We start from the raw sequence: 21,699 nt of genomic DNA, 5'->3' as shown, positions 1-21,699 counted from the left end.
ATCATTTACCGATGCAGAATCGTCCGAAAAGCTGGTCGAGCATCGCCTCGACATCGGCGCGACCGGTGATGCGATCAAAGGCGTTGCGCGCGAGGCGGAGATGTTCGGCGACCAGCAGCAACTCAGCCTCGCTACGTGCCGCATCAAGCGCGTCGCATGCGATGGTCAACAGTTCGTGCTGCCGCCGGTTGAGGGCGGCAGTGTCGACGGGAGGTGCCAGCATTGCCAGCCGGTCGATGATCGCTTGCCAAAGATCGGCAATCCCCGCCCCGCTCCGCGCCGATACCGCTAGCCGCCCAACTGGCACAGCTTCGCGGCCGGCAACGTCGCAGCGCGGATGCAGCGCCAACCCGCGCTGGGCATCTTCGACCGGCATCTCGGCATCTCCTAGCCACAACACCAGATCGGCCTGTGCCATCGCCGCGTGAGATCGTTCGATGCCGATCCGCTCGATCACATCATCGGTTTCGTCGGCGAGGCCCGCCGTATCCGACAGACGGATGGCATAGCCGCCCACGTTCACATGCGCTTCGATCCGATCGCGAGTGGTGCCGGGGATGTCCGAGACAATCGCTACTTCGCGTTTCGCCAGCGCATTGATCAGGGTCGACTTACCGGCATTGGGTGGCCCTGCGAGCACGACGTCGAACCCGTCACGCAGTCGATCGACCGTCGGCGCTGCCAATAATGTTCGCAGCACGCCTGCTAGATCGCCGATGCCGTCTCGCAAACGGGCGGTTGCCGATTCATCGTCGGCGACATCGGCTTCGTCGGAAAAGTCGAGCAATGCTTCGGCCTGCGCCGAAAGCATAAGCAAGCCCGTTGCCAGTTCGTCGATGGTGCGGCGCAACATGCCGCCACTGGCGGTGATGGCTGCGCGGCGCTGCATCTCGGTTTCGGCGGCGAGCAGATCGGCCAGCCCCTCGGCTTGGGTCAGGTCGATCCGGCCATGTAGCAAGGCGCGGCGGGTGAATTCGCCGGCTTCGGCGGCACGGCTGCGCGGATCGGCGGCAAGTGCATCCTCGACCGCGCGCACCACCGCCCTGCCCCCATGCAGATGCAGTTCGACCAGATCCTCGCCGGTGGCGGTGGCCGGCCCCGGAAACACCAGGATGATCGCCTGATCGAGCAAGGAGCCGCCGGCCGGATCGCGCAGCGAGCGCAATCTGGCGGCGCGCGGCGGCGGCAGGGACCCTGCCAGCGCCTCGACGATCGCAAAGGCATCGGGGCCGCTCACGCGCAGCACCGCGATGGCGGCGGGCGGATGGCCGCTCGACACCGCATAGATGGTATCCATGTTATTCAGGCCGCTTGCCCGAGATATCGAACATCTGCCGCCAGAAGTTCAGCCCGGCCTCGCCCATCGGTGCCCAGCTGCGCATCATCGATTCGAGCACTTCGGGGCTGACGCCCTTGTCGACGGTTTCGACCATCATCGCGACATAGCGTTCATGCACCGGCGTGAAATCGGGCAGGCCCATCGCACGGCGGGCTTCCTCTGGCGTACAATCGACCTCGACATTGATCTTCATCGGCACAGTCTCCAGCTTCGCAACGACAACGTCGCAAGACCGTTCTAGGCGATAGACTGGCATCCGCCTATCGCCGGATCAGACTGCATCATTTCAGGAGTTCGTATGGCCGACATTTCGATACCCGCCCTCGACGATAGCGGCAGTTTCGCCGCCTATGTCGCCGAACCCGAAGGCACCGCACGCGCCGCGATCATCGTGATCCAGGAAATCTTTGGCGTAAATCCCGGCATCCGCCAGAAATGCGACAAGCTGGCGAGCCAAGGCTATCTGGCGATCGCGCCCGATCTGTTCTGGCGGCTCGAAGCCGGCATCGAGCTTAATCCCGATGTCGAGGCCGAAATGCGACAGGCACTGGGGCTGATGGGCAAGTTCGACCAGGACAAGGGCATCGCCGACATCGAAGCGACGATCCGCACCGCGCGCAGCCATCTGGCCGAAGGCGGCAAGGTTGGCGTTGTCGGATATTGCCTGGGTGGACGCCTGGCATTCATGACCGCCGCGCGCACCGATGCCGATGCGAGTGTCGGCTATTATGCGGTGGGGGTCGACGGGCTGTTGGGCGAAGCGAATGCAATCGCCAAACCGGTGATGCTGCACATCCCCAAGGACGATCACTTCGTCGGCCCGGAGACGCAGGCCAAGATGCACGAGGGGCTGGATGACCATCCCAAGGTGACGCTGCATGACTATGCCGGCGAAGATCACGGTTTCGCGGCCGAGATGGGCAATCGGCGGTCGCCCGAGGCGGCTGACCTGGCCGATGCGCGGACGATGGCGTTTTTCGCCGAGCATCTGGGGTAGGAATTCTCCCCTCCCTTGCAGGGAGGGGAGCTTACTGCACGGGCAAAGCCCGTGCTGACGTCGGTCGGTTGCCTTCGGCACCGCCGGCCGAGCCGGTGCGAGTCCTGAAATAGCGACGCTATTTCGGGCCGCACTCGGCTATTGATTCATGCTGTCGAAGAAATCTTCGTTGGTCTTTGAATCCTTCATCTTGTCGAGCAGGAACTCCATTGAATCGATGGTGCCCATCTGCATGAGGATTCGGCGAAGCACCCACATCTTGCTGAGCTTGCCCTTGTCGACCAGCAGCTCTTCCTTGCGCGTGCCCGATTTGCCGACGTCGAGCGCAGGGAAGATGCGCTTGTCGGCGACCTTGCGGTCGAGGACGATTTCGGAGTTGCCGGTGCCCTTGAACTCTTCGAAGATCACTTCGTCCATGCGGCTGCCAGTGTCGATCAGCGCGGTGGCGATGATCGAGAGCGAGCCGCCCTCCTCGATATTGCGCGCGGCGCCGAAGAAGCGCTTGGGGCGCTGGAGCGCGTTGGCGTCGACACCGCCGGTCAGCACCTTGCCCGATGACGGCACCACGGTGTTGTAAGCGCGGCCGAGGCGGGTGATCGAATCGAGCAGGATCACCACATCCTTTTTGTGCTCGACCAGGCGCTTGGCCTTTTCGATCACCATTTCCGACACCTGGACGTGGCGCTGCGCGGGTTCGTCGAAGGTCGAGCTGATAACCTCGCCCTTCACGCTGCGCTGCATGTCGGTGACTTCCTCGGGCCGCTCGTCGATCAGCAGGACGATCAGGAACACCTCGGGGTGGTTGTCGGTGATCGCGCGCGCGATGTTCTGCAGCAGCACGGTCTTGCCGACGCGCGGCGGGGCGACGATCAGGGCGCGCTGCCCCTTGCCCTGCGGTGAGATGATGTCGATGACGCGCGCCGATTTGTCCTTGACCGTGGGGTCAGCGGGATCGAGCGTCAGCTTCTCGTCGGGATAGAGCGGCGTCAGATTGTCGAAATTGACGCGGTGGCGGACGACGTCGGGATCGTCGAAATTGACCGACACCAGCCGCGTCAGCGCGAAATAGCGTTCGCCGTCCTTGGGACCGCGGATTTCGCCTTCGACGGTATCGCCGGTGCGCAGGCCCATTTTGCGAACCTGGTTGGGCGAGACATAGATGTCGTCGGGGCCGGCAAGATAGCTCGCCTCGGGGCTGCGCAGGAAACCGAAGCCATCGGGCAGCACTTCGATCGTGCCGACGCCCATGATCATCTCGCCCTGTTCGGCCTGCACCTTCAGGATCGCGAACATCAGGTCTTGCTTGCGCATCGTCGACGCGCCCTCAATCCCCAGCCCTTCGGCCATTTCGACGAGTTCCGAAGGCGGTTTTTTCTTGAGGTCCTTGAGATGCATGCGCTGAGGTGTCCGGTCTGGGCAGGAAAGCTTGGGGTAGCGTCGATCGGCGGAACGCAAAGGGTTCGGCACACGGGCGAGGCTGGAGGGAGACAGTCACCGGCAAGCGCGGGTGCGCCGCCGGTTACAGGCCTCTCGATTAGGTTCGCGGGGAAATCAAGTCAAGTCGGATCGGCAGATCGCCAATTGGCAGGGGCTCAGCGGCCTTGCGGCGCGGCATCACTGGGCTTGGCGCCGTCAGCCTTGGTAGCATCGGCCTTGGCGCGCGCCTGCACCGCGCCGCCCACCGACGCCAGCCGCCTGACATTGTCCTGCAACTGGCTGCCGCAGCGGCCGGTATGTTCCTTAACAAAGGCGTTCAGCCCCGATTCCTCCGACGGCAACACCGCCAATATCGCCTTTTGCAGATCGAGCGCGGGATCGCGCGCGTCGATCCGACCAACATAATACATCGTTCCGGCAAGTACGCCGGCGCGTTGCGGCTCAGGCACGGTATTGGCGATCGCCCCGAATACCGCGACGCAGATGACGTCAGCGGTCTGTGCATCCTGCGCTGTTGGCATGGGGGCAGCCGCTCCCAGGGTGAGCGCTAGAAGGGGAAACAACATACCGGATCGCCTTGATCAGAAAGGTTTGACGATCGCCAGAATGACGATCAGCGTTACGGCGATCGCGGGCACTTCGTTGAGCATCCGCAACTGCCGGTCGGCAAGCGTCGGATGCCCTGCCGCCAGCTTGCGGCTATAGCCCACTGCCCAGCCATGATAGCCCGACAAAAGCGTTACCAGCAGCAGCTTGGCATGCAACCAGCCCAGCCCGGTTTCTCCCGCGAACAGCCCCAGATTGGCGGCGAGCAGCAGCCCCAGTACCCAGACGACCACCAAGGCAGGGGTCAGGATGATCTTTCGCAGCTTTGCTTCGCGCGCGATCCAGCGTTCGGGTTCACCGGCGATTGCCAGCCCTTCCTGGTGATGGACCAGATAGCGCGGCAGGATGAACAGCCCCGCCATCCAGAAGATGACGAAGATCAGATGCGCCGCCTTCATCCACGGATAGGCCTGGCCCAGAAAGCCGGTCATCGCGCGACACTACCGCGAACGCGCGCCAGCAATTGCTCGACATGCGCGATCGGCGTGTCGGGCAGGATGCCATGCCCCAGGTTGAACACATGCGGGCGATCGGCGAACGCATCCAGGATGTGATCGATCGCCGCGTCGAGCGCCGCGCCGCCGGCGATCAGCGCCAGCGGGTCGAGATTGCCCTGCACCGGCATGTCGGCGGGCAGTTCGCGATTGGCCCAGACCGGATCGACGGTTTCGTCGATACCCATCGCATCGACCCCGGTTTCGCGGGCATAGGCGGCAAGCTTGCCCCCTGCCCCCTTGGGAAAGCCGATGATGATAAGGTTGGGGCAGCGTGACCGCAGCCCCGCCACGATCGCTGCATTGGGCGCGATCACCCAGCGTTCGAACTGCGCCGGTGAAAGGCTGCCAGCCCAGCTGTCGAACAACTGCACCGCTGCGACCCCGGCTTCGTGCTGTTTGGCCAGATAGTCGATCGTCACCGCGATGATTCGATCGATCAATAGCTGCATGGCCACAGGATCGCCGTAAGCCAGCCTTCTGGCCTTATGCTGATCCTTCGAGCCTTGGCCTGCGATCATGTACGTCGCGACCGTCCACGGGCTTCCAGCGAAGCCCAGGAAGGTGGTTTCGGGTGGCAGCATCGCCGCGACCTGGCGCACCGTTTCATAGACCGGGGCCAGCACGTCTTCGCTGGGCGGCACCAGCGCTTCGATCGCGGCATGATCGTCGGCGGTGGGGGCAAGGCGCGGCCCTTCGCCGGTTTCGAACCAGAGGTCCTGGCCGAGCGCCATCGGCACCGTCAGAATGTCCGAAAACAGGATCGCGCCATCGAAGCCGAAGCGGCGGATCGGCTGAATCGTGATCTCGGCGGCTGACGGCGGGTCCATCGCCAATGCCAGAAATCCCCCCTTTTCGGCCCGAAGCGCGCGATATTCGGGCAGATAGCGGCCCGCCTGTCGCATGAGCCACACGGGGGCAACCGACTGTTTCTCGCCGAGCAAGGTCGCGAGGAGGGGCTTTTTGATCGTGACGGGGGTCTGCACGGGATTCGGTCTGCCTTCCTTCATACTTAAGAAGATTCTTGAAAAAGGATGTTGATGGAAGATGGCGCGTGGATAACGGGGCTTAAGCGGTCATGCGGTTTTTGCCAACAGCTTGACCGGCAGCGAGCCGCACCGACTCAATGAGTCGAGTCAGCCGTCCCCGTTTTCCACAGCTTGGGGACAAATCGGTGCGGCACGGCAGGGATTGTGGATGAACTGGGGATCGAACCCCCGCTTTTGCACGGCTTGGCCGCGGGGCCGGGTTACGCTAGCCACTGTCCGCATGTTATCCACAGATCGGTTCAAGCGGTGATGCGGCTCCACCTCCACCTCCTTTCCGACTCCACCGGCGAGACGCTGGAAAACATCGCCAAGGCGGCGCTGGCGCAGTTCGACGATGTCGAAACGCTGCGGCATTTCTGGCCGATGGTGCGGAGCGAAGCCCATCTCGAACGCATTTTGCAGGAAATCGCACAGAATCCGGGGCTGGTGATCTTCACGCTGGTGAACAAGGAAGTGCGCCGCACGCTCGAGGCGCGATGCCGCGCGATGGGCTTGCCTGCGATCGCGCCGCTCGACGGAGTCAGCCATGCGCTGTCGGGCTTGCTGGGGCAGGAGGCAAAGGCGCGGCCGGGGCGGCAGCATATCCTGGACGCCGCCTATTTCGCGCGGGTCGATGCCATCCAGTTCACGATCGCGCATGACGACGGCATCGCCGCCGAGGATTGGGAAGAGGCCGATATTCTGCTCGCCGGCGTTTCGCGATCGTCGAAGACGCCGACGTCGATCTATCTCGCCAATCGCGGCTATAAGACCGCTAACATCCCGATCGTGATCGAAAGCCCGCCGCCGCGCGAGCTGTTCAGCTTGAAGAACCCGCTGATCGTCGGGCTGACTACCAGCGCCGACCGGCTGATCCAGGTGCGGCGCAACCGGCTGCTGTCGCTGAACCAGGCACCCGAGACCGCTTATGTCGACCAGGAGGCGGTGGCGCGCGAAGTCGCGTTCGCGCGGCGGATGTTTGCCGATAATGGCTGGCCGGTGATTGACGTCACCCGGCGTTCGATTGAGGAAACCGCAGCGGCGATTATTACCCTGTGCAACGAACGCGCCGCCGCGCAGCGCGACGCATGACCCTGATCCTCGCTTCGCAGAGCGCGAGCCGGCGCGCGATGTTGACGGCTGCGGGCATACCCCATGAGGCGGTCGCGGCGCAGGTCGATGAGGATGCCGCCAAGGCGAGCTTCGCCGCGCAAGGGCTGTCGGCGCGCGATACCGCCGATGCGCTTGCCGAGCTGAAGGCGAGCAAGGTGTCGCGGCTGGCGGGGGCGGGGCTGGTGCTTGGTTGCGATTCGGTGGTCGAGCTTGCCGACGGGACGTTGCTCGACAAGCCGGTGGACCGCGCCGATGCCGCCTACCATTTGCGGCGGATGGCCGGTGCGACGCATGCGCTATATTCGGCGGCGGTGATCGTCGAGCGCGGCCATCCGGTGTGGCGGCATGTCGATCGCGCGCGGCTGACGGTGCGGCCCTTGTCCGATGCGTTTATCGAAGCCTATCTCGATGCCGAATGGCCAGCGATCGCCGGCTGTGTCGGTTGCTACCGGATCGAAGGGCCTGGCGTGCAGCTTTTCTCGCGCATCGAGGGCGATCATTTCACCATTTTGGGCCTGCCGCTATTGCCGCTGGTCGATTATCTGCGCGTTCGAGGAGTGTTGACGGCATGACGAGCTATGCAGAGGTGATCGGCGATCCGATCGATCATTCGAAGTCGCCGATCATCCACGGTTTCTGGCTCGACGCCTTGGAGATCGAGGCTCGTTATGCGCGGCATCGGGTCGAAAGCACCGATTTGGCGGGCTATTTCGCCGAGCGCGCCGCCGATCCCGACTGGCGCGGATGTAATGTCACGCTGCCGCACAAGGAGGCCGCGCTTGATCATCTTCCCGATCCGGCTGGCCTGCGCCAGTCGATCGGCGCGGTGAACACGGTATTTCGCAGCGAAGATGACGCGCTGGTCGCGACCAATACCGATGCTGCCGGTTTCTATGCGCCACTGGGGGCGACCGATCTGGTGGGCGCGCATGTCGCGCTGGTCGGATCGGGGGGAGCTGCGCGCGCGATCCTGTTCGCGCTGTCGCGGATCGGTGCTGCGCATGTGACGCTGATGGCGCGCAATCCGCTCAAAGGAGCGGGGCTGCTGGCGGCCTTCAAGCTGAAGGGCGACATCGTGCCGCTCGATACGCCGCTGCCGCCGGTCGATCTGCTGGTCAATGCCAGCGTGTTGGGGATGGCGGGGCAGGCAAAGCTGGACATCGACCTCGACCCACTGCCCGATCACGCGATCGTCTATGACATCGTCTATGCGCCGCTGGAGACGCCATTGCTGGCGGCGGCGCGAGCGCGCGAGCTGGCGACGATCGACGGGCTGGAAATGCTGATCGGCCAGGCGGCGTTGGCGTTTGAGCTGTTTTTTGGGGTCGAAGCGCCGCGCGACAAGGATGCCGAGCTTCGCGCCCTGCTGACGGCATGAAGCCCCTCATCCTGGGCCTTACCGGGTCGATCGGGATGGGAAAATCGACCGTTGCGGCGATGTTTGCCGGTGCCGGTGTGCCGGTGTTCGATGCCGATGCCGAAGTGCATCGGCTGCAAGCGCCGGGCGGGGCAGCGCTGCCGGCGATCGAAGCTGCGTTCCCCGGCAGTACCGGGCCGGATGGGTTGGATCGTGCCGCGCTGGGAGCGGCGGTGTTCGGCGATGACGCGGCACTGGCCCGGCTGGAGGCGATATTGCATCCGATGGTGGCGGCGGCACGCAACGATTTCATGGCGTCCTTTGCCGACAAGCCGCTGGTCGTGCTCGACATTCCGCTGTTGTTCGAAAAGCAGGGCTGGTCGCAGGTCGATCGGATCGCGGTGGTATCCGCCCCCGCCGAAGTGCAGCGCGCACGGGTGTTGGCGCGGCCGGGCATGACGCCCGACAAATTCGCAGCGATCTTGGCGCGGCAACTGCCCGATGCCGAAAAACGCGCGCGTGCCGATTTCGTGATCCCCACCGGCGGGACGCTCGACGAGACCCGCGCGGCGGTTGCGCGCGTGATCGCTTGCGTTGCCGGGCCGCCGGGAGAATAAGGTTGGGATGCGTGAAATTGTCTTCGATACAGAAACCACCGGCCTGAGCTTTGCAGCAGGCGATCGGGTGGTCGAGATCGGCTGTGTCGAGCTGGTCAACCAATGTGAGACCGGCGAAGTTTTCCACGTCTATTTCAATCCGCAACGACCGATGCCGCCCGAGGCGCAGGCGGTACACGGCCTGTCCGACGCCTTTTTGCGCGACAAGCCGCTGTTCCACGAAGAGGTCGAGGCGCTGCTCGATTTCATCGGCGATTCGCCGATGGTCGCGCACAACGCCGGGTTCGATTTTGCGTTTATGAACGGCGAATTGCACCGCTGCGGCAGGCCGAAGGTGGCGATGTCGCGGATGGTCGATACGCTGCAGATCGCACGCCAGAAACTGCCCGGCGCAAAACATACGCTCGATGCGCTGTGCAGCCGCTTCGGCGTCGACCGTAGCCGGCGCGTGCTGCACGGCGCACTGCTCGACGCGCAATTGCTGGCGCAGGTCTATGTCGAATTGTCGGGCGGGCGGCAGATCGGGCTGGGATTGGTCGAGGATGTCGCAGTCGAAACGATCGAAATTGCCGATCCGAGCATTGTCGCGACCCGCCCGCCACGGGTGTTTGCCGCATCGGCAGACGAGCTGGCGCGGCATGCCGCGTTCATCGCCGAGCTGAAGGAGCCGCTCTGGGCGTCTGGTTGACGACGGTATTGCGCGACCCTAGGTCGCACCCCTTGTAACTCAGGAGATTGTCATGGAAGTTCGCGTCTCGGGCCACCAGGTCGAAACGGGCGGATCACTCCAGCAGCAGGTCACCGACCGGCTCCAGGCGATTGCCGACAAGTATTTCTCCCGCGCGATCTCGGCGCAGGTGGTGTTCGGCAAGGGGCCGCATGATCATGGCTTTACCTGTGACATCGTCGCGCATGTAATGCAGGGGCTGGTGCTCAAGAGCGCCAATAACGGCCAGGAAGCGCATGGCGCGTTCGACGGGGCTGCCGACAAGATCGAAAAGCAGCTCCGCCGCTACATGCGCCGGCTGAAGGACCGCAATGCCGGCCAGGCCAATGCGGTTGCCGAGAGCATGGCCTATGACAATAGCTACGACAATGCCGGCTATACGGTGTTTGGCAGCACGCCCGACGAAGTCGAAGAGGTCGAGGCCGACGCGCCGCTGATCATCGCCGAAACCCGCGTCGATGTGCCCGAAGCGACGGTTTCGGATGCGGTGATGATGCTGGACCTGCGCCACACCAATGCGATGCTGTTCAAGAACAGCGGCACCGGCGCGTTCAATATGGTGTATCGCCGCAATGACGGCACGATCGGCTGGGTCGAGCCCAACCGCGCTTCGTGAGCGATTTCGCAGGGAGCGCGGTACCGCCCGATCCGATCGAAATACTGACGCATGACTCGGTCGTATCGGGCGTTTCGGTGAGCGGCAAAAAGCCGTTGTTCCAGCAACTGGCAGCGCTTGCGGGTGAGCGGCTGGGGCTGGATACCAAATTGGTAGGCCAACGGCTGGCGGCGCGCGAGAAACTGGGGTCGACCGGCTTTGGCGGCGGCATCGCGATTCCGCATGCCCGGATCGAAACGCTCGATCGGGTGCGCGGGATGTTCGTACGGCTGGTACAGTCGGTCGATTTCGATGCAGTCGATGGCCTGCCGGTCGATCTGGTGTTCATGCTGTTGTCCCCGGTCGATGCCGGGGCCGATCATCTGAAGGCGCTGGCCCGGGTGTCGCGGTTGCTGCGCGATCGGACGCTGGCCGAGAAACTGCGCGGCGCGGCATCGACCGATGCATTGTTCGCGCTGCTGACAGGGGTGGAAACCCGCGATGCCGCTGCCTGAACCCTCGGGCGCGGAGGCGCATCACCGCGCGCTCGAATCGCTTTATGCTGCCGCGCCGATCAATCGTTTATTTGAGTCGCGGCTGGAGATACCCGAGGCGGGGCTGGCGCGGATCCATTTCACGATCGATCCGCGCTATTTCCATGCCGCAGGCGCGGCGCATGGCACGAGCTATTTCAAGATGCTCGACGATGCCGCCTTTTATGCCGCCAACAGCCTGGTCACCGACCGTTTCCTGCTGACGACTCAGTTCAACCTGTTGTTCACCGCGCCGTTGCGTGAGGGGCCGGTGATTGCCGAGGGGCGCTGGATCAGCGGCCAGCGGCGGGTGTTCGTCGCCGATGCGCGACTGATCGCGGGCGACGGCGAAGAGGCGGCGCGCGGCACCGGCACGTTCATGCGATCGCGCATCCCGCTAGCCGGGTTGCCCGGATATCAGGCGGCATGAGCCGGTTGGCCAGCCATGTGCGGGTGAGCGCATTGGTGCGCCAGACGCATGATGCCGGGGGCAGCGCGATGGTGCTGGCCCGGGGTGAGGCGATGGGCGGCGCGATCCTGGTGCTGGCGCTCGATCGCGGCGAACATGCCCGATTCTATGAACGCGGTTACGGGCGCAACGGTATTCCAGCACTGATCGTGGCGGGGCCGGCGGATGCCGATTCGCCGGCGGCGACCGAATATTGGCAACGACGGCGCCGTAACGATCCCGACCTGTGGGTGGTCGAGGTGGACGTCGCATCGGCGGAACGACTGGTCGCGGACATAATCGTTAACGATTGACAATAAATCGCAGGCGATAGATAGGCGAAATTCGTTTCGGAAGCGTTGTGTCGAACGGGGTGCGATCCCGTACGGTTACGCAGTCGGGGGACTGTCCGATCGGCGCTGACTTGTCAGTCGTCGTTAGCGCATCCACCGCATTTTTTAGTTCGACAATGAAGCTTTTTGCACGTGCCGCCGGATCGGTGGCTGTGACTCTTTGCGCGGCCATCATGGTATGTGCCACGACACCGGGCCTCGCCTATGAACTCGCCAATAGCGAGTTGATGGTCGCTGATCGGCCCGAGATTAAAACCAATATCATCGCCCAGCCCGCACAGCTTCCTATTCCGCCCGCACCGATCGTGCCCGCTGAATGGACCAGCGAAGGGGATGAAGGGCCGCCCACCCTGGCGCAACCTGACGCGGTGGAAGCTGATTTTGCTTCGCTTGCCGATGCGGTTGCCGCGCAAAGCGTGCCCGATAGTCCCGATGAAGAGCTGCGCTGCCTGGCCATCGGCATTTATTACGAGGCCAAGGGCGAACCGCTGCACGGCCAGCTTGCCGTCGCCGAAGTGATCCTGAACCGTTCTGAATCCGGGCGTTTTCCTAACACCGCCTGTTCGGTGCTGAAGCAACGCGGCCAGTTTTCCTTCGTTCGCGGCGGGCGTCTGCCCAGCGTTTCGACTGGGTCAGCCGCGTGGCGCACGGCAATTGCGGTTGCCAAGGTAGCGCGCGATGAATTGTGGGAAAGCAGCGCGTCGAATGCGATGTTCTTCCACGCGCGGCATGTGTCACCGCGCTGGAACCGCGCCAAAGTGGCGTCGCTGGGAAACCACATCTTTTACCGTTGAGCGATGCCGAGGGGCAGGCAGGCGAGTAGCCGCGCTGCCCTGGCTTTTCATTGTTCGTGTAATGTTCTAAAAGGCGGGCATGATGCTTGCCCCTGCCCTACCCTTGTCACCCTGCGCTGCCGATGTGGTGCGCGGGGTGACGCGGATGTTGTTGCGCCATGATTGCGTCGCCATCGCCGAAATGCCGCTGGCTGGCGGGCGGCGTGCCGATCTGATGGCGATCGATGCCAATGGCGGGATCGTCATCGTCGAGATCAAGGTGTCGCGTGCCGATCTGCTGGGCGACGGCAAATGGACCGACTATCTGGACCATTGCGACCGCTTTTTCTGGGCAGTGCCCGAGGGCTTCGACGCGGCACCACTCGAGCGCGAGGCGTTTCTGCCCGAGCGTGCCGGCGTGATCGTTGCCGATCGCTATGATGCTGCGATCCTGCGCGAGGCGCGGACGCATTCGCTGGCCGCCGCTACCCGGCGCAAATGCACGCTTGCGTTCGCCAGGCGGGCGGCGCGGCGGGTGATGGGGGCGGTCGATCCCGAAACGATCGGGTTTGCAGCCGGTCTGTAAGCGATATTGCCGAGGATGTTACAGCCGTGGGCCTGCTGCTCCCGCCGGGGCGCGGGCGCGTTTTGGGGCGTCGGCGAGCAATTTGGTGATGGCGGGCGAGCGGGCGTCGCGAACGGCATATTCGCGCGCCGACAGCCCGGCGATGACATCGGTCTGATCGGGATCGGCACCTGCCGCCAACAGATCGCGCACGATTTCGAAGCGGCGCATCTGTACCGCCCGGATCAGCGGGGTTTCGCCGCTGTGATTGGCGATATTGGGGTCTGCCTTATAGGTTTTGAGCGCGTCGATCCCCTCGCTGAACCCGTTTTCGACCGCGAGCATCATCGGCGTGTTGCCGCGTTCGTCGGTCATGTTCGGATTGGCCCCCTTTTGCAGCAGGAAGCGAAGATAGGTCGCATCGCTGCGCTTGGCGACGATGTGCAGCGCGCCTTCGCCGGTCGAGCGATCCTTGGTATTGATGATCGACTGGCCGGGTTCGCCCAGGATCTTGTTCACTTCGGCCCCGTCGGCGTCGCGCACTGCCTTCAGAAACTTGTAGCCGGCCGAGAATTGCTGTGCGGCAACCGGCGCGGCGAAGGTCGCGGGCAATGTCACCAGCGAGAAGGCAAGGGCGAGCCGGGCGGCGCGGGCGGTAATGGTCACGGGCAGATTTCCCCAATCGGTAACGCAGGTCGCAAGGTCTGCAGCTTGCATCCGGCGATCTATCAGATCATGGCTGGCGGTGCCATGAACGAGTTCAAAACCCACTTCGCCGCCCTGTTGTTTCTGCTGCTCGCCGCGTGCGGACAGCAGGCTTCGGAGCCGTTGACCGAGCCGCCGCTGGCCGGTGCCCGCATCGGCGGACCATTCACACTGACCGATGCCAAGGGACAGACGGTGCGCGACACCGATTTTGCCGGCAAATATCGCGTGATGTATTTCGGCTATACTTTTTGCCCCGATGTCTGCCCGATCGACATGCAGAATATCGGCGCGGGGCTGAAACAATTCGAGGCGAGCGATCCGGCGCTGGCGGCAAAAGTGGTGCCGATCTTCATTACCGTCGATCCTGCGCGCGATACGCCGGCGGTGGTGGGCGAGTTCGTCGCCAATTTCCATCCACGCGCGGTGGGGCTGACGGGTTCGCAAGAGGCGATCACCGCGGTGCTGAAATCCTATGCCGGCATGGCGACCAAGCGCGATTCGCCCAATCCCGACGCCTATCTGGTCGATCACACCCGCATTACCTATTTGATGGGGCCTGAGGGACAGCCGATCGCGCTGATCCCAGCCGATGAAAGCCCGCAGGCCGTGGTCGATGTGTTGAAGCGCTGGGTACGTTGAACGCACCTGCCAGCGGTCGTTTCTGGGAAGGCGATGTCCCGATCGAAAAGCTCGATCGCGGACAATGGGAAGCGTTGTGCGACGGCTGCGGCAAATGCTGTCTGCACAAGTTCGAGGATGAGGATACCGGCGAGCTGGCGGCGACCAATGTCGCGTGCAAATTGCTCGATACCGCAACCGCGCAGTGCAGCGACTATCGCAATCGGCGCGCCTATGTGCCCGATTGCGTCAGGTTGACGCCAAAGGCGGTGTATCGGATCCATTGGCTGCCATCGACCTGTGCCTATCGGCTGCGCGCCGAGTTCCTGCCGCTGCCCGAATGGCATTATCTGGTGTGCGGCGATCGCGATGCGGTGCATCGCGCGGGCGTATCGGTGCGCGGCTGGACGATTTCGGAAAATGACGCCGGCGACCTCGAACATCATCTGATCGACCGCGAATTGTGAGCGCGCCGGACGACATCGATGTCGTCCGCCACCCCCGTGCCCGGGGCATGCGGCTGTCGATCGATCCGGCCAGCGGGCGTGTGCGGCTGACCATTCCCAAGCGCGGATCGGCACGCACCGCGCTTGCCTGGGCCGAGGAAAAGCGGGGCTGGATCGAGGCGCAACGCGCGCGGCTGCCGGCGGCGATACCGTTCTGCGATGGCGCGGAAATACCATTTGGCGACGATCGGCTGTGCATCGCCTGGCGCGAGCCAGCGCGGCGGGTGCCGGTGCGCGAGGGGGCGCTGCTGATCGTCGGCGGTCCCGCTGACCGGGTGGGCGCACGGGTAGAGGCATGGCTGAAGCGTGAGGCGCTAACGCTGCTCGATGCCGATACGCGCGCGATTGCCGGCGCGGCGGGCATTGCGATTGCGGGGGTGGCGATCGGCGATCCGCGCACGCGATGGGGCAGTTGCACCTCGACCGGGGCGATCCGCTTTAGCTGGCGGCTGGTGTTTGCGCCGGTCTTTGTCCGCCGCGCGGTGGTCGCGCATGAGGTGGCGCACCGGCTGCACATGGACCACAGCCCGGCCTTTCACGCCGCGACGGCGCGGCTGCTGGGCGATGACCCGGCCCCGGCGATGGCATGGCTACGCCGGCATGGCGCTGGCCTTCACTGGTTCGGGCGTTCGTCCTCGTAAACGCGCTGGTCGCGGGGCGGGGTATCGCGGGCTGTCGGCGGCGGAATGGCGCGTTCGTCACGCTCGCGGCGCGGCGGCGGATTGCGGCCAAGCGCGCGGTTGATCCAATCGGCGTCGAGGGTTTCGCGTTCTGCTGGCGGCGGCGGTGCCGATTCTTCCTCGCCCGGTGTCACATAGACGCCGCGGCCATCGGGCGTAGCCTCGCGATCCGAGGCGATCGGCATGCCATACTCGTCGACGAACAAGCCGTTATCGGGTTCGCCGAAATAGGATTCATCATCGGGCTCCAGCTGCCATTCGGGCAAGGTAACCTCGGTTTCAAACTGCTCGGGCGGACGTTTGGCGACCGCGCTGCGCATGAAGCTGGCGAACGCCTTGGCCGGGGCGGTGCCGCCTTGCAGGCCGCCGACCGCGCGAGCATCGTCGCGGCCCATCCACACGCCGGTGGTGAGGCCGCTGGAAAAGCCCATGAACCAGCCATCCTTGTTCGAGCTGGTGGTGCCGGTCTTGCCCGCCACCGGGCGACCGATCGACGCGGCGCGCCCGGTGCCGGTGGCGACGGCGGTTTGCAGCAGGTCGGTCATTTGCGCGGCGACATAGGGGGCGACCAGCACGCGCGAGGTATCGACCTCGTGCGCGTAGATCACCGCACCATTGGCGGTGACTCGGGTGATGCCATAGGGCGTGACCGCGACGCCGCGCTGTGCCACGCTGGCATAAGCGCGGGTCATGTCGATCAGCCGCACATCGCTGGTGCCCAGCACCATCGCGGGGCGAGTATCGACCGGGGTGGTGATGCCAAAACGGCGCGCCATATCGGCGACGGTGGCGAAGCCGACTTCCTGCCCCAGCTTCGCCGCAACGGTGTTGACCGAATAGGCAAAGGCCGAGCGGACATCCATCGCCCCGGCAAAGCGGCCCGAGCTGTTGCGCGGGCTCCAGCCGTTGATCGTCACCGGTTCGTCGACGACTTGATCGTCGGCCTTCACCCCGGCTTCGAGCGCCGCGAGATAGACGAACAGCTTGAATGCCGAACCCGGCTGGCGCGTTGCCTGGGTCGCGCGGTTATAGTTGGACGAGACATAATCCTTGCCGCCGATCATCGCGCGCACCGCGCCGTCGCGGTCGAGCGAGACCAGCGCGCCTTGCACGCCGGCGGGCGCATTTTCGCGAATGGCGGCGTCGGCACTGGCTTGCATCGACAAATCGAGCGTCGTCCACACGTCGAGCGGGGCGTCGGTTTCGTCGATCAGCATTTCGAGCTGGGGCAAGGCCCAGTCGGTGAAATAGCGGACGCTGTTGCGCTTGGGCTCGGGCGCGAGCTTGACCTCGGACGGTTCGGCCCTTGCCGCTTGCGAGCGGGTGATCGCGCCGGTTTCGACCATGACGTCGAGCACCACGCCCGCCCGTCCGCGCGCCGCTTCGGCATCGGCGGTGGGTGAATAGCGCGAGGGTGCCTTGACCAGGCCTGCGATCACCGCCGCTTCGGACAGTGACAAATTGGTTGCCGGGTGCGCGAAGAAACGGCGCGAGGCGGCGTCGATGCCATAGGCTCCGCCGCCGAAATATACCTTGTTCAGATAGAGTTCGAGGATCTGATCCTTGCTGAACTTGCGCTCGATCGCCAGCGCCAGGATGATCTCGCGGATCTTGCGCCCGAAATCATATTTGTTCGACAGAAAGACGGTGCGCGCCACCTGCTGGGTGATCGTCGAGGCGCCCTGCAAGCGCCGGTCGGTGCCGCGATATTGATAGGCAAGCTTTACTGATCGCGCGATGCCGATCGGGTCGACCCCCCAATGCGAACGAAAGCGGCGATCTTCGACCGCGACCATCGCCTGGCGCATGACGGTGGGAATGTCGGCATATTCGATCCATTCGCCATAGCTTGGCCCCAGCGACACGATCACCGTGCCGTCGGCGGCATGCACCCGGATCATCTGGCCGTTGGGCGATGATTTGAGCGTGTCGAACGACGGCAGCGACGAACGCGCGGTATAGACCGCGATCACCAGGGCAATCAGCCCGATCAGCGCAAGCGCCGCGCCAGTGCCAAGGGTCCAGACCGCGAAGCGGCGCCAGCGCGGCGCGCGGGTCTTTTTAGTCGCGGTTGCCATGAGTGGGTGCTGGATACGCGCTCAGTCGCCCGGTCACAAGAGGCTGAGCTTCAGGCGTCGCGCGGGCGAAACTCGAGCGATACCGAGTTCATGCAGTAACGCTGGCCGGTCGGCGGCGGGCCATCGGGGAAGACATGGCCAAGATGGCTGTCACAGCGCCCGCACAGGCTTTCGATCCGTAACATGCCGTGGCTGGTGTCGCGGCGATCCTCGACCGCATCGGCGCTCAAGGGGCGGGTGAAGCTGGGCCAGCCCGACCCTGAATCATACTTGTCGTCGCTGTCGAACAGCGGCAGTTCGCAGGCGGCGCAATGATAGAGGCCATCGGCCTTGTTGGCGTTCAATTCGCCCGAAAACGCGCGTTCGGTGCCCGCTTCGCGCAGGACATGATATTGGGTGGGGGTCAGGCGATCGCGCCATTCGGCTTCGGACAGGTTGAGCTTTTGCATAGCCTTAAATGTGTTGTGCCGCAGCGGTGACGTCAATGGGCCGGTGGGTGATGCGGGTTAGCGTTGCCGCGAGGCCGGCGGCTCCGGGGATGGCTGCGGTGGCGGCAAGCAACAGCCGCGCACCGGCGCGATGTTCGGCCAGATCACGCAGCATGCGCGCGCGGGCGACTGGGGCGCGGGTCTGGGCGGCCAAGCCGCGTTGGAAGGTGTCGGCGCTGGCACCGGCGACCCAGGCATTGGCGGCGGCGATGCCGCTGGCGAGCGCGATGCCCATGCCTTCGCCCGCCAGGCTGGGGATCACCGCCGCCTGATCGCCCAGCCGCCACGCCGCCAGCGGGGCTGCCAGCGCGCGCCAGCCATAGGGGACGTTGGCGATCGCATCTATCGCGCCGCTGCCATAGGCCAGCCGATCGCCAAGCGCAGGGATTTCGTGCCCGATCGCCGCCAGCAAGGCCGCAGGATCGCCCTCGGCACGCATGCGGGACCGGCGCACCGCGAGGCACAGATTGGCGCTGCCATCCTCTTGCAGCATCATCCCGACATAGCCGCGATCGAACAAATGCAGCTCGATCGCGCCGCGCACCAGCCGGGCAAGGCCGGGGGCGGCGGGGATGCGGGTGCGAAGCCCGATGGTCGGGTCGGCAAGCGACGGTGTGTCGCGGGCAAGGCCGCGCAGATCATGCTTGCCGGTCGCCAGAAACAGCGTGGCGGGCTTGAGTTCGCCGCCATCGGCCAGCCGCAGCTTGCCGCCGTCAAACGCACGCACCGCGACGCCGCGATCGAGCGTTGCCCCCGCCGTGACTGCCCGTGCCTGCATCAGCGTATCGAGATGGCGGCGCGACACGCCTTTGGCGGTGTGCGGCAGCGCGGCGGTGGCGGTGTGTTTGCCCGCGAACAGCCGGACCTGGCTCACATCGGCGGCACCCAGCGCGCTTCGGTCGATTCCCAGCCGCTCGAGCGCGTCGAGCGAGCGCCAGCTTAAGAAGCCGCCGCAGATCGCATCGCCGGTTTCGGCGCTGCGTTCTAGGATCAGCGGCGGCGTGCCCGAGCGAGCCAGGGTGATGGCGGCGGCACAGCCTGCCAGGCCGGCCCCTATGATCAGCGGCGCTTGCACAGGCACAATCGGAACGGAAAGGCGCGGCGGACTTCGACATCGGCCAGCCCGGCCTCGGCCAGGATCGGCGGCCATTCGCCGGGGCGATAGGATCGCGCGATCGACAGGCGGCCATCGTGGCGAACGATGGGATGCCAGCGCATCAGCCGCGCAAGCAGCGGATAACCGGCATAGGCGAAACCATGGCGATGCAGGTCGTTGACGAACCAGCCCAGCCGCGCTTCGCGGTCCATGAAGCGCAGAAACGCGATGAGCTGATCATGCGTCATGTGATGCGCGACCAGGCTGCTGAGCACGACATCCCAGCCCTGGCCCGCCAGATCGGCATAATCGCCGGTGCGATAGGTGATCGGCAGGTGCGCGGGGGTGTCGGCGCGCGCGACCTGTTCGCTGAGGCGGTTGAGGTCGATACCGACCAGATCGACGGTGACGCCGCGCCGTACCGCCCAGGCCGCAATTCGCCGTAGCATGTCGCCATCGCCATAGCCGACATCGAGGATGCGGATGCTGCGTGCGCGCTCGGCAATCTGGTCGAGAAACGCCAGCGTCGGCCGCGCCGCCAGCGTGATCGCGTTCACCTTTGCCAGGTCGCGCAGCACGGCGGCATAGGTTTCGGGGGCCAGGTCGGGCGCGTCCATCAGTTCATCGGCAATGGCGCGCTGTGCGAGGTTCATCGAACGCTCCGAAATGCGAACCCCTCGGCGGCAAGACCGGGGCCGAAGGCGAGCGCAACGCCATGATCGACCGGCCGGGCAAGCGTTCGCTCGAGCACGAACATCAAGGTTGCCGACGACATGTTGCCGAAGGAATCGAGCACGTCGCGCGAATCGGCGAGCATGCCCTGGCGCAGCGCCAGCGCGCGTTCGACCGAATCGAGGATCGACCGGCCCCCTGCATGCACCGCCCAGGCATCGATCGCCTGCGGATCGCGTCCCCCCGTCAGCGCCGCCACGAAATCGGGGTCACCGAGCCCAGCGGCGATTCGCGCGGGCACTTCGCCCGACAAATGCATCACAAAGCCCTGATCGGTGATGTTCCAACGGATCAGCTGGTCGCTGTCGGGCAGGGTGGTGGCGAACGGCGCGTCGATCGCCAGCCCGTGGCGGTCGGCACTGACCAAAGCGGCGGCGGCACCGTCGCCGAATTGCAGCATCGCCAGCAACGGTTCGAGTTCGGCGGTGTCGGACAAATGCAGCGTCGAAAGTTCGACGCACAGCACCAGCACGCGCGCCGCAGGCTCGGACCGGACGATATGCCGCGCGCTTCGCAGCGCAGCTACCGCGGCGTAACAGCCCATGAAGCCGACCAGCAGCCGCTCGACACTGGGGGGCAAGCCGATGGCGCGGGCGATGACCTGGTCGATGCCGGGCGCGACAAAGCCGGTGCAACTGGCGACGACGAAATGGGTGACGCCCGAAAGGTCGGCGCGTTCCGCCAAGGCTTCGATCGCGGCGATGCCAAGCGTCGGTGCCGCTGTGGCATAGAGGTCCATCCGTTCGGCGGTGCCGGGCAGGCGACCGCCGCCATAAAAGCCATCGGGGGCCACCGGCGATCCGCCCGAGCCGGTGGGGGGCAAGACCGACCAGCGATGGCGGATGCCCGCACGATCGGCCATTCGGCGAAACAGGATGGCATCGCGCCGATCGGGGATTCGCCGCTGCGCCCAATCGATAAAGGCCGCGTGAATGTCGTGACTCGGCACCGCAGTAGCGACGGCATTCAAACAGGCGTCAACTGGCTGCACATGCCCTCGCTATCGGGCGCTGGATACGCCGTGCTTTTGCTACCCGATCAGGCGGCCTCTTCCTATGGGCGACAATCAGGCGGCAAGGTCAATCTCGCACAGCGCATCGTCGGCCCACGCCCAATACAGATGAGCTGGCGGTACGTTCCACCATTCGAGGGCATGGTCGATACGGCCAAAATGCGCATCGAAGAAATCTCGGCACTTGGTGGTGAACTGATAGACCAGAAAAGCGCCGCCTGGCCGAATCACATCGCGGGTCGCAAGACCGATCGCGTCGCCGACTCCGGCAGGCAAGGTGGAGAAGGGCAGGCCCGACAGAACATAATCGGCATGGGTGTGACCATGATCGGCGATGATCTGCCGCACATCGGCGGCCGATCCTAGCACCACGATCAAGCGCGGGTCGCGGATCGTCTGGCGCAGATAGCGAACGAAATCGGGATTGGTGTCGATCGCCAGCAAGGTCGCATCGGGGGCGAGGCGTTCGAGCACTGCCTTGCAGAAATTGCCGGTGCCCGGGCCATATTCGACGAATAATTTGGTCGCCGACCAATCGACCCGATCGAGCATGCGATCCATCAACTTCTTCGATGATGGCACGATCGAACCGACCATCACCGGGTGTTTGATAAAACCGCGCAGGAACATGCCCCAGGGCGAAGGGGTCGCATCCGATCGTCGGGCGGCGCGACTGGAAGGCGTCGTCGTTACAGGGGTCATCGCAAACTCATGCTGGGAAAAGTGTGGCGACCATGCCGTGTCATGACGGAGTCGTAAAGTTGTAACGATCGGCGACGTCCTGCGGTTGCAGCGTGCG

At 64.7% G+C, this 21,699-nt stretch carries 28 protein-coding genes; 15 read left to right on the top strand and 13 right to left on the bottom strand.

Annotated elements, in window-relative coordinates; all coding sequences use genetic code 11:
* Position 1: 1 nt before the first annotated feature.
* Both mnmE and QU44_RS04885 read right to left on the bottom strand, forming a co-directional pair.
* Positions 2-1,297 carry a tRNA uridine-5-carboxymethylaminomethyl(34) synthesis GTPase MnmE gene (gene mnmE, locus QU44_RS04890; protein WP_033920581.1) on the bottom strand — a complete coding sequence of 432 codons (1,296 nt, stop codon included), beginning with the start codon at positions 1,295-1,297 and terminating at the stop codon, positions 2-4.
* A gap of 1 nt (position 1,298) precedes the next feature.
* Entirely contained in the window at positions 1,299-1,532 is a 234-nt protein-coding gene (locus QU44_RS04885) for a DUF6489 family protein (protein WP_033920579.1), read from the bottom strand.
* A gap of 105 nt (positions 1,533-1,637) precedes the next feature.
* Between QU44_RS04885 and QU44_RS04880 the strand changes: the two genes are divergently transcribed.
* Positions 1,638-2,336: a dienelactone hydrolase family protein gene (locus QU44_RS04880; protein ID WP_033920578.1), complete on the top strand. Its 699-nt coding sequence runs from the start codon at positions 1,638-1,640 to the stop codon at positions 2,334-2,336.
* A 138-nt stretch (positions 2,337-2,474) separates the two neighbouring features.
* Here the strand turns inward: QU44_RS04880 and rho are convergent, their stop codons facing one another.
* From rho to hemE, 4 genes are all read right to left on the bottom strand, one after another.
* Complete coding sequence (gene rho / locus QU44_RS04875) at positions 2,475-3,731, bottom strand: transcription termination factor Rho (RefSeq protein ID WP_033920576.1); 1,257 nt, start codon at positions 3,729-3,731, stop codon at positions 2,475-2,477.
* A 197-nt stretch (positions 3,732-3,928) separates the two neighbouring features.
* The gene (locus QU44_RS04870) at positions 3,929-4,294 is read right to left on the bottom strand and encodes a hypothetical protein (protein ID WP_033920574.1); all 366 of its coding nucleotides are present in this window, start codon (positions 4,292-4,294) and stop codon (positions 3,929-3,931) included.
* A gap of 60 nt (positions 4,295-4,354) precedes the next feature.
* Positions 4,355-4,810 (bottom strand): CopD family protein, encoded by a 456-nt coding sequence (locus tag QU44_RS04865; protein WP_033920572.1) that lies wholly within the window; start codon positions 4,808-4,810, stop codon positions 4,355-4,357.
* Complete coding sequence (hemE, locus tag QU44_RS04860; protein ID WP_033920714.1) at positions 4,807-5,841, bottom strand: uroporphyrinogen decarboxylase; 1,035 nt, start codon at positions 5,839-5,841, stop codon at positions 4,807-4,809. Before hemE ends, QU44_RS04865 begins: the two co-directional genes overlap by 4 nt.
* Positions 5,842-6,171: 330 nt before the next feature.
* On the opposite strand from hemE, the gene QU44_RS04855 reads away from it, so the two are divergent.
* The 11 genes from QU44_RS04855 (at position 6,172) to QU44_RS04805 (ending at position 13,003) form a co-directional block, all read left to right on the top strand.
* Complete coding sequence (locus QU44_RS04855) at positions 6,172-6,993, top strand: pyruvate, water dikinase regulatory protein (RefSeq protein ID WP_197054242.1); 822 nt, start codon at positions 6,172-6,174, stop codon at positions 6,991-6,993.
* Positions 6,990-7,586 (top strand): Maf family protein, encoded by a 597-nt coding sequence (locus QU44_RS04850; RefSeq protein ID WP_081987872.1) that lies wholly within the window; start codon positions 6,990-6,992, stop codon positions 7,584-7,586. The genes QU44_RS04855 and QU44_RS04850 overlap by 4 nt, the downstream gene beginning before the upstream one ends.
* Entirely contained in the window at positions 7,583-8,392 is an 810-nt protein-coding gene (locus tag QU44_RS04845; RefSeq protein WP_033920568.1) for a shikimate dehydrogenase family protein, read from the top strand. Before QU44_RS04850 ends, QU44_RS04845 begins: the two co-directional genes overlap by 4 nt.
* Positions 8,389-8,988, top strand: coding sequence for a dephospho-CoA kinase (coaE, locus tag QU44_RS04840; protein ID WP_033920566.1), 600 nt, complete (start codon positions 8,389-8,391; stop codon positions 8,986-8,988). Before QU44_RS04845 ends, coaE begins: the two co-directional genes overlap by 4 nt.
* 7 nt (positions 8,989-8,995) lie before the next feature.
* The gene (dnaQ, locus tag QU44_RS04835; protein ID WP_033920564.1) at positions 8,996-9,676 is read left to right on the top strand and encodes a DNA polymerase III subunit epsilon; all 681 of its coding nucleotides are present in this window, start codon (positions 8,996-8,998) and stop codon (positions 9,674-9,676) included.
* Positions 9,677-9,728: 52 nt separating this feature from the next.
* Positions 9,729-10,331 (top strand): ribosome hibernation-promoting factor, HPF/YfiA family, encoded by a 603-nt coding sequence (gene hpf / locus QU44_RS04830; protein ID WP_033920562.1) that lies wholly within the window; start codon positions 9,729-9,731, stop codon positions 10,329-10,331.
* A 35-nt stretch (positions 10,332-10,366) separates the two neighbouring features.
* Positions 10,367-10,825 carry a PTS sugar transporter subunit IIA gene (locus QU44_RS04825; protein WP_033920711.1) on the top strand — a complete coding sequence of 153 codons (459 nt, stop codon included), beginning with the start codon at positions 10,367-10,369 and terminating at the stop codon, positions 10,823-10,825.
* Entirely contained in the window at positions 10,812-11,273 is a 462-nt protein-coding gene (locus tag QU44_RS04820; RefSeq protein WP_033920561.1) for a PaaI family thioesterase, read from the top strand. Before QU44_RS04825 ends, QU44_RS04820 begins: the two co-directional genes overlap by 14 nt.
* Positions 11,270-11,605 carry a DUF1491 family protein gene (locus QU44_RS04815; protein WP_033920560.1) on the top strand — a complete coding sequence of 112 codons (336 nt, stop codon included), beginning with the start codon at positions 11,270-11,272 and terminating at the stop codon, positions 11,603-11,605. Before QU44_RS04820 ends, QU44_RS04815 begins: the two co-directional genes overlap by 4 nt.
* Positions 11,606-11,652: 47 nt before the next feature.
* Positions 11,653-12,438, top strand: coding sequence for a cell wall hydrolase (locus QU44_RS04810; RefSeq protein WP_231621614.1), 786 nt, complete (start codon positions 11,653-11,655; stop codon positions 12,436-12,438).
* A gap of 82 nt (positions 12,439-12,520) precedes the next feature.
* Positions 12,521-13,003, top strand: coding sequence for an MmcB family DNA repair protein (locus QU44_RS04805; RefSeq protein WP_231621613.1), 483 nt, complete (start codon positions 12,521-12,523; stop codon positions 13,001-13,003).
* Positions 13,004-13,021: 18 nt separating this feature from the next.
* Here the strand turns inward: QU44_RS04805 and QU44_RS04800 are convergent, their stop codons facing one another.
* Positions 13,022-13,648 carry an ankyrin repeat domain-containing protein gene (locus QU44_RS04800; protein WP_231621612.1) on the bottom strand — a complete coding sequence of 209 codons (627 nt, stop codon included), beginning with the start codon at positions 13,646-13,648 and terminating at the stop codon, positions 13,022-13,024.
* Positions 13,649-13,732: 84 nt separating this feature from the next.
* Here QU44_RS04800 and QU44_RS04795 point away from each other — a divergent pair, with 84 nt between their 5' ends.
* Genes QU44_RS04795 through QU44_RS04785 form a run of 3 tightly spaced genes read left to right on the top strand, consistent with a single transcriptional unit; the run spans position 13,733 to position 15,455 of the window.
* Positions 13,733-14,329 carry an SCO family protein gene (locus tag QU44_RS04795; RefSeq protein ID WP_231621611.1) on the top strand — a complete coding sequence of 199 codons (597 nt, stop codon included), beginning with the start codon at positions 13,733-13,735 and terminating at the stop codon, positions 14,327-14,329.
* Positions 14,326-14,775 carry a YcgN family cysteine cluster protein gene (locus tag QU44_RS04790; RefSeq protein ID WP_033920554.1) on the top strand — a complete coding sequence of 150 codons (450 nt, stop codon included), beginning with the start codon at positions 14,326-14,328 and terminating at the stop codon, positions 14,773-14,775. The genes QU44_RS04795 and QU44_RS04790 overlap by 4 nt, the downstream gene beginning before the upstream one ends.
* 47 nt (positions 14,776-14,822) lie before the next feature.
* Positions 14,823-15,455, top strand: a complete 633-nt coding sequence (locus tag QU44_RS04785; RefSeq protein ID WP_052134341.1) for a YgjP-like metallopeptidase domain-containing protein — start codon at positions 14,823-14,825, stop codon at positions 15,453-15,455.
* Here QU44_RS04785 and QU44_RS04780 read toward each other — a convergent pair.
* The 6 genes from QU44_RS04780 to QU44_RS04755 form a co-directional block, all read right to left on the bottom strand.
* Positions 15,428-17,572, bottom strand: coding sequence for a transglycosylase domain-containing protein (locus tag QU44_RS04780; RefSeq protein ID WP_033920553.1), 2,145 nt, complete (start codon positions 17,570-17,572; stop codon positions 15,428-15,430). The genes QU44_RS04785 and QU44_RS04780 overlap by 28 nt on opposite strands.
* A 50-nt stretch (positions 17,573-17,622) precedes the next feature.
* On the bottom strand, positions 17,623-18,021 hold the full coding sequence (gene msrB / locus QU44_RS04775) for a peptide-methionine (R)-S-oxide reductase MsrB (RefSeq protein WP_033920550.1): 399 nt from the start codon (positions 18,019-18,021) through the stop codon (positions 17,623-17,625).
* Positions 18,022-18,025: 4 nt separating this feature from the next.
* Complete coding sequence (locus tag QU44_RS04770) at positions 18,026-19,135, bottom strand: NAD(P)/FAD-dependent oxidoreductase (protein ID WP_052134340.1); 1,110 nt, start codon at positions 19,133-19,135, stop codon at positions 18,026-18,028.
* Positions 19,120-19,809 carry a methyltransferase domain-containing protein gene (locus tag QU44_RS04765; protein WP_033920538.1) on the bottom strand — a complete coding sequence of 230 codons (690 nt, stop codon included), beginning with the start codon at positions 19,807-19,809 and terminating at the stop codon, positions 19,120-19,122. The genes QU44_RS04770 and QU44_RS04765 overlap by 16 nt, the downstream gene beginning before the upstream one ends.
* On the bottom strand, positions 19,806-20,879 hold the full coding sequence (locus tag QU44_RS04760; RefSeq protein ID WP_033920533.1) for a type III polyketide synthase: 1,074 nt from the start codon (positions 20,877-20,879) through the stop codon (positions 19,806-19,808). Before QU44_RS04760 ends, QU44_RS04765 begins: the two co-directional genes overlap by 4 nt.
* Positions 20,880-20,954: 75 nt before the next feature.
* Positions 20,955-21,602 (bottom strand): class I SAM-dependent methyltransferase, encoded by a 648-nt coding sequence (locus tag QU44_RS04755; protein WP_033920529.1) that lies wholly within the window; start codon positions 21,600-21,602, stop codon positions 20,955-20,957.
* Positions 21,603-21,699 lie beyond the last annotated feature (97 nt).

The sequence above is a fragment of the Sphingomonas sp. 37zxx genome, assembly GCF_000786205.1.
Classification (GTDB): Bacteria; Pseudomonadota; Alphaproteobacteria; order Sphingomonadales; family Sphingomonadaceae; genus Sphingomonas.
This window is presented reverse-complemented; position numbering and strand designations above follow the sequence as displayed.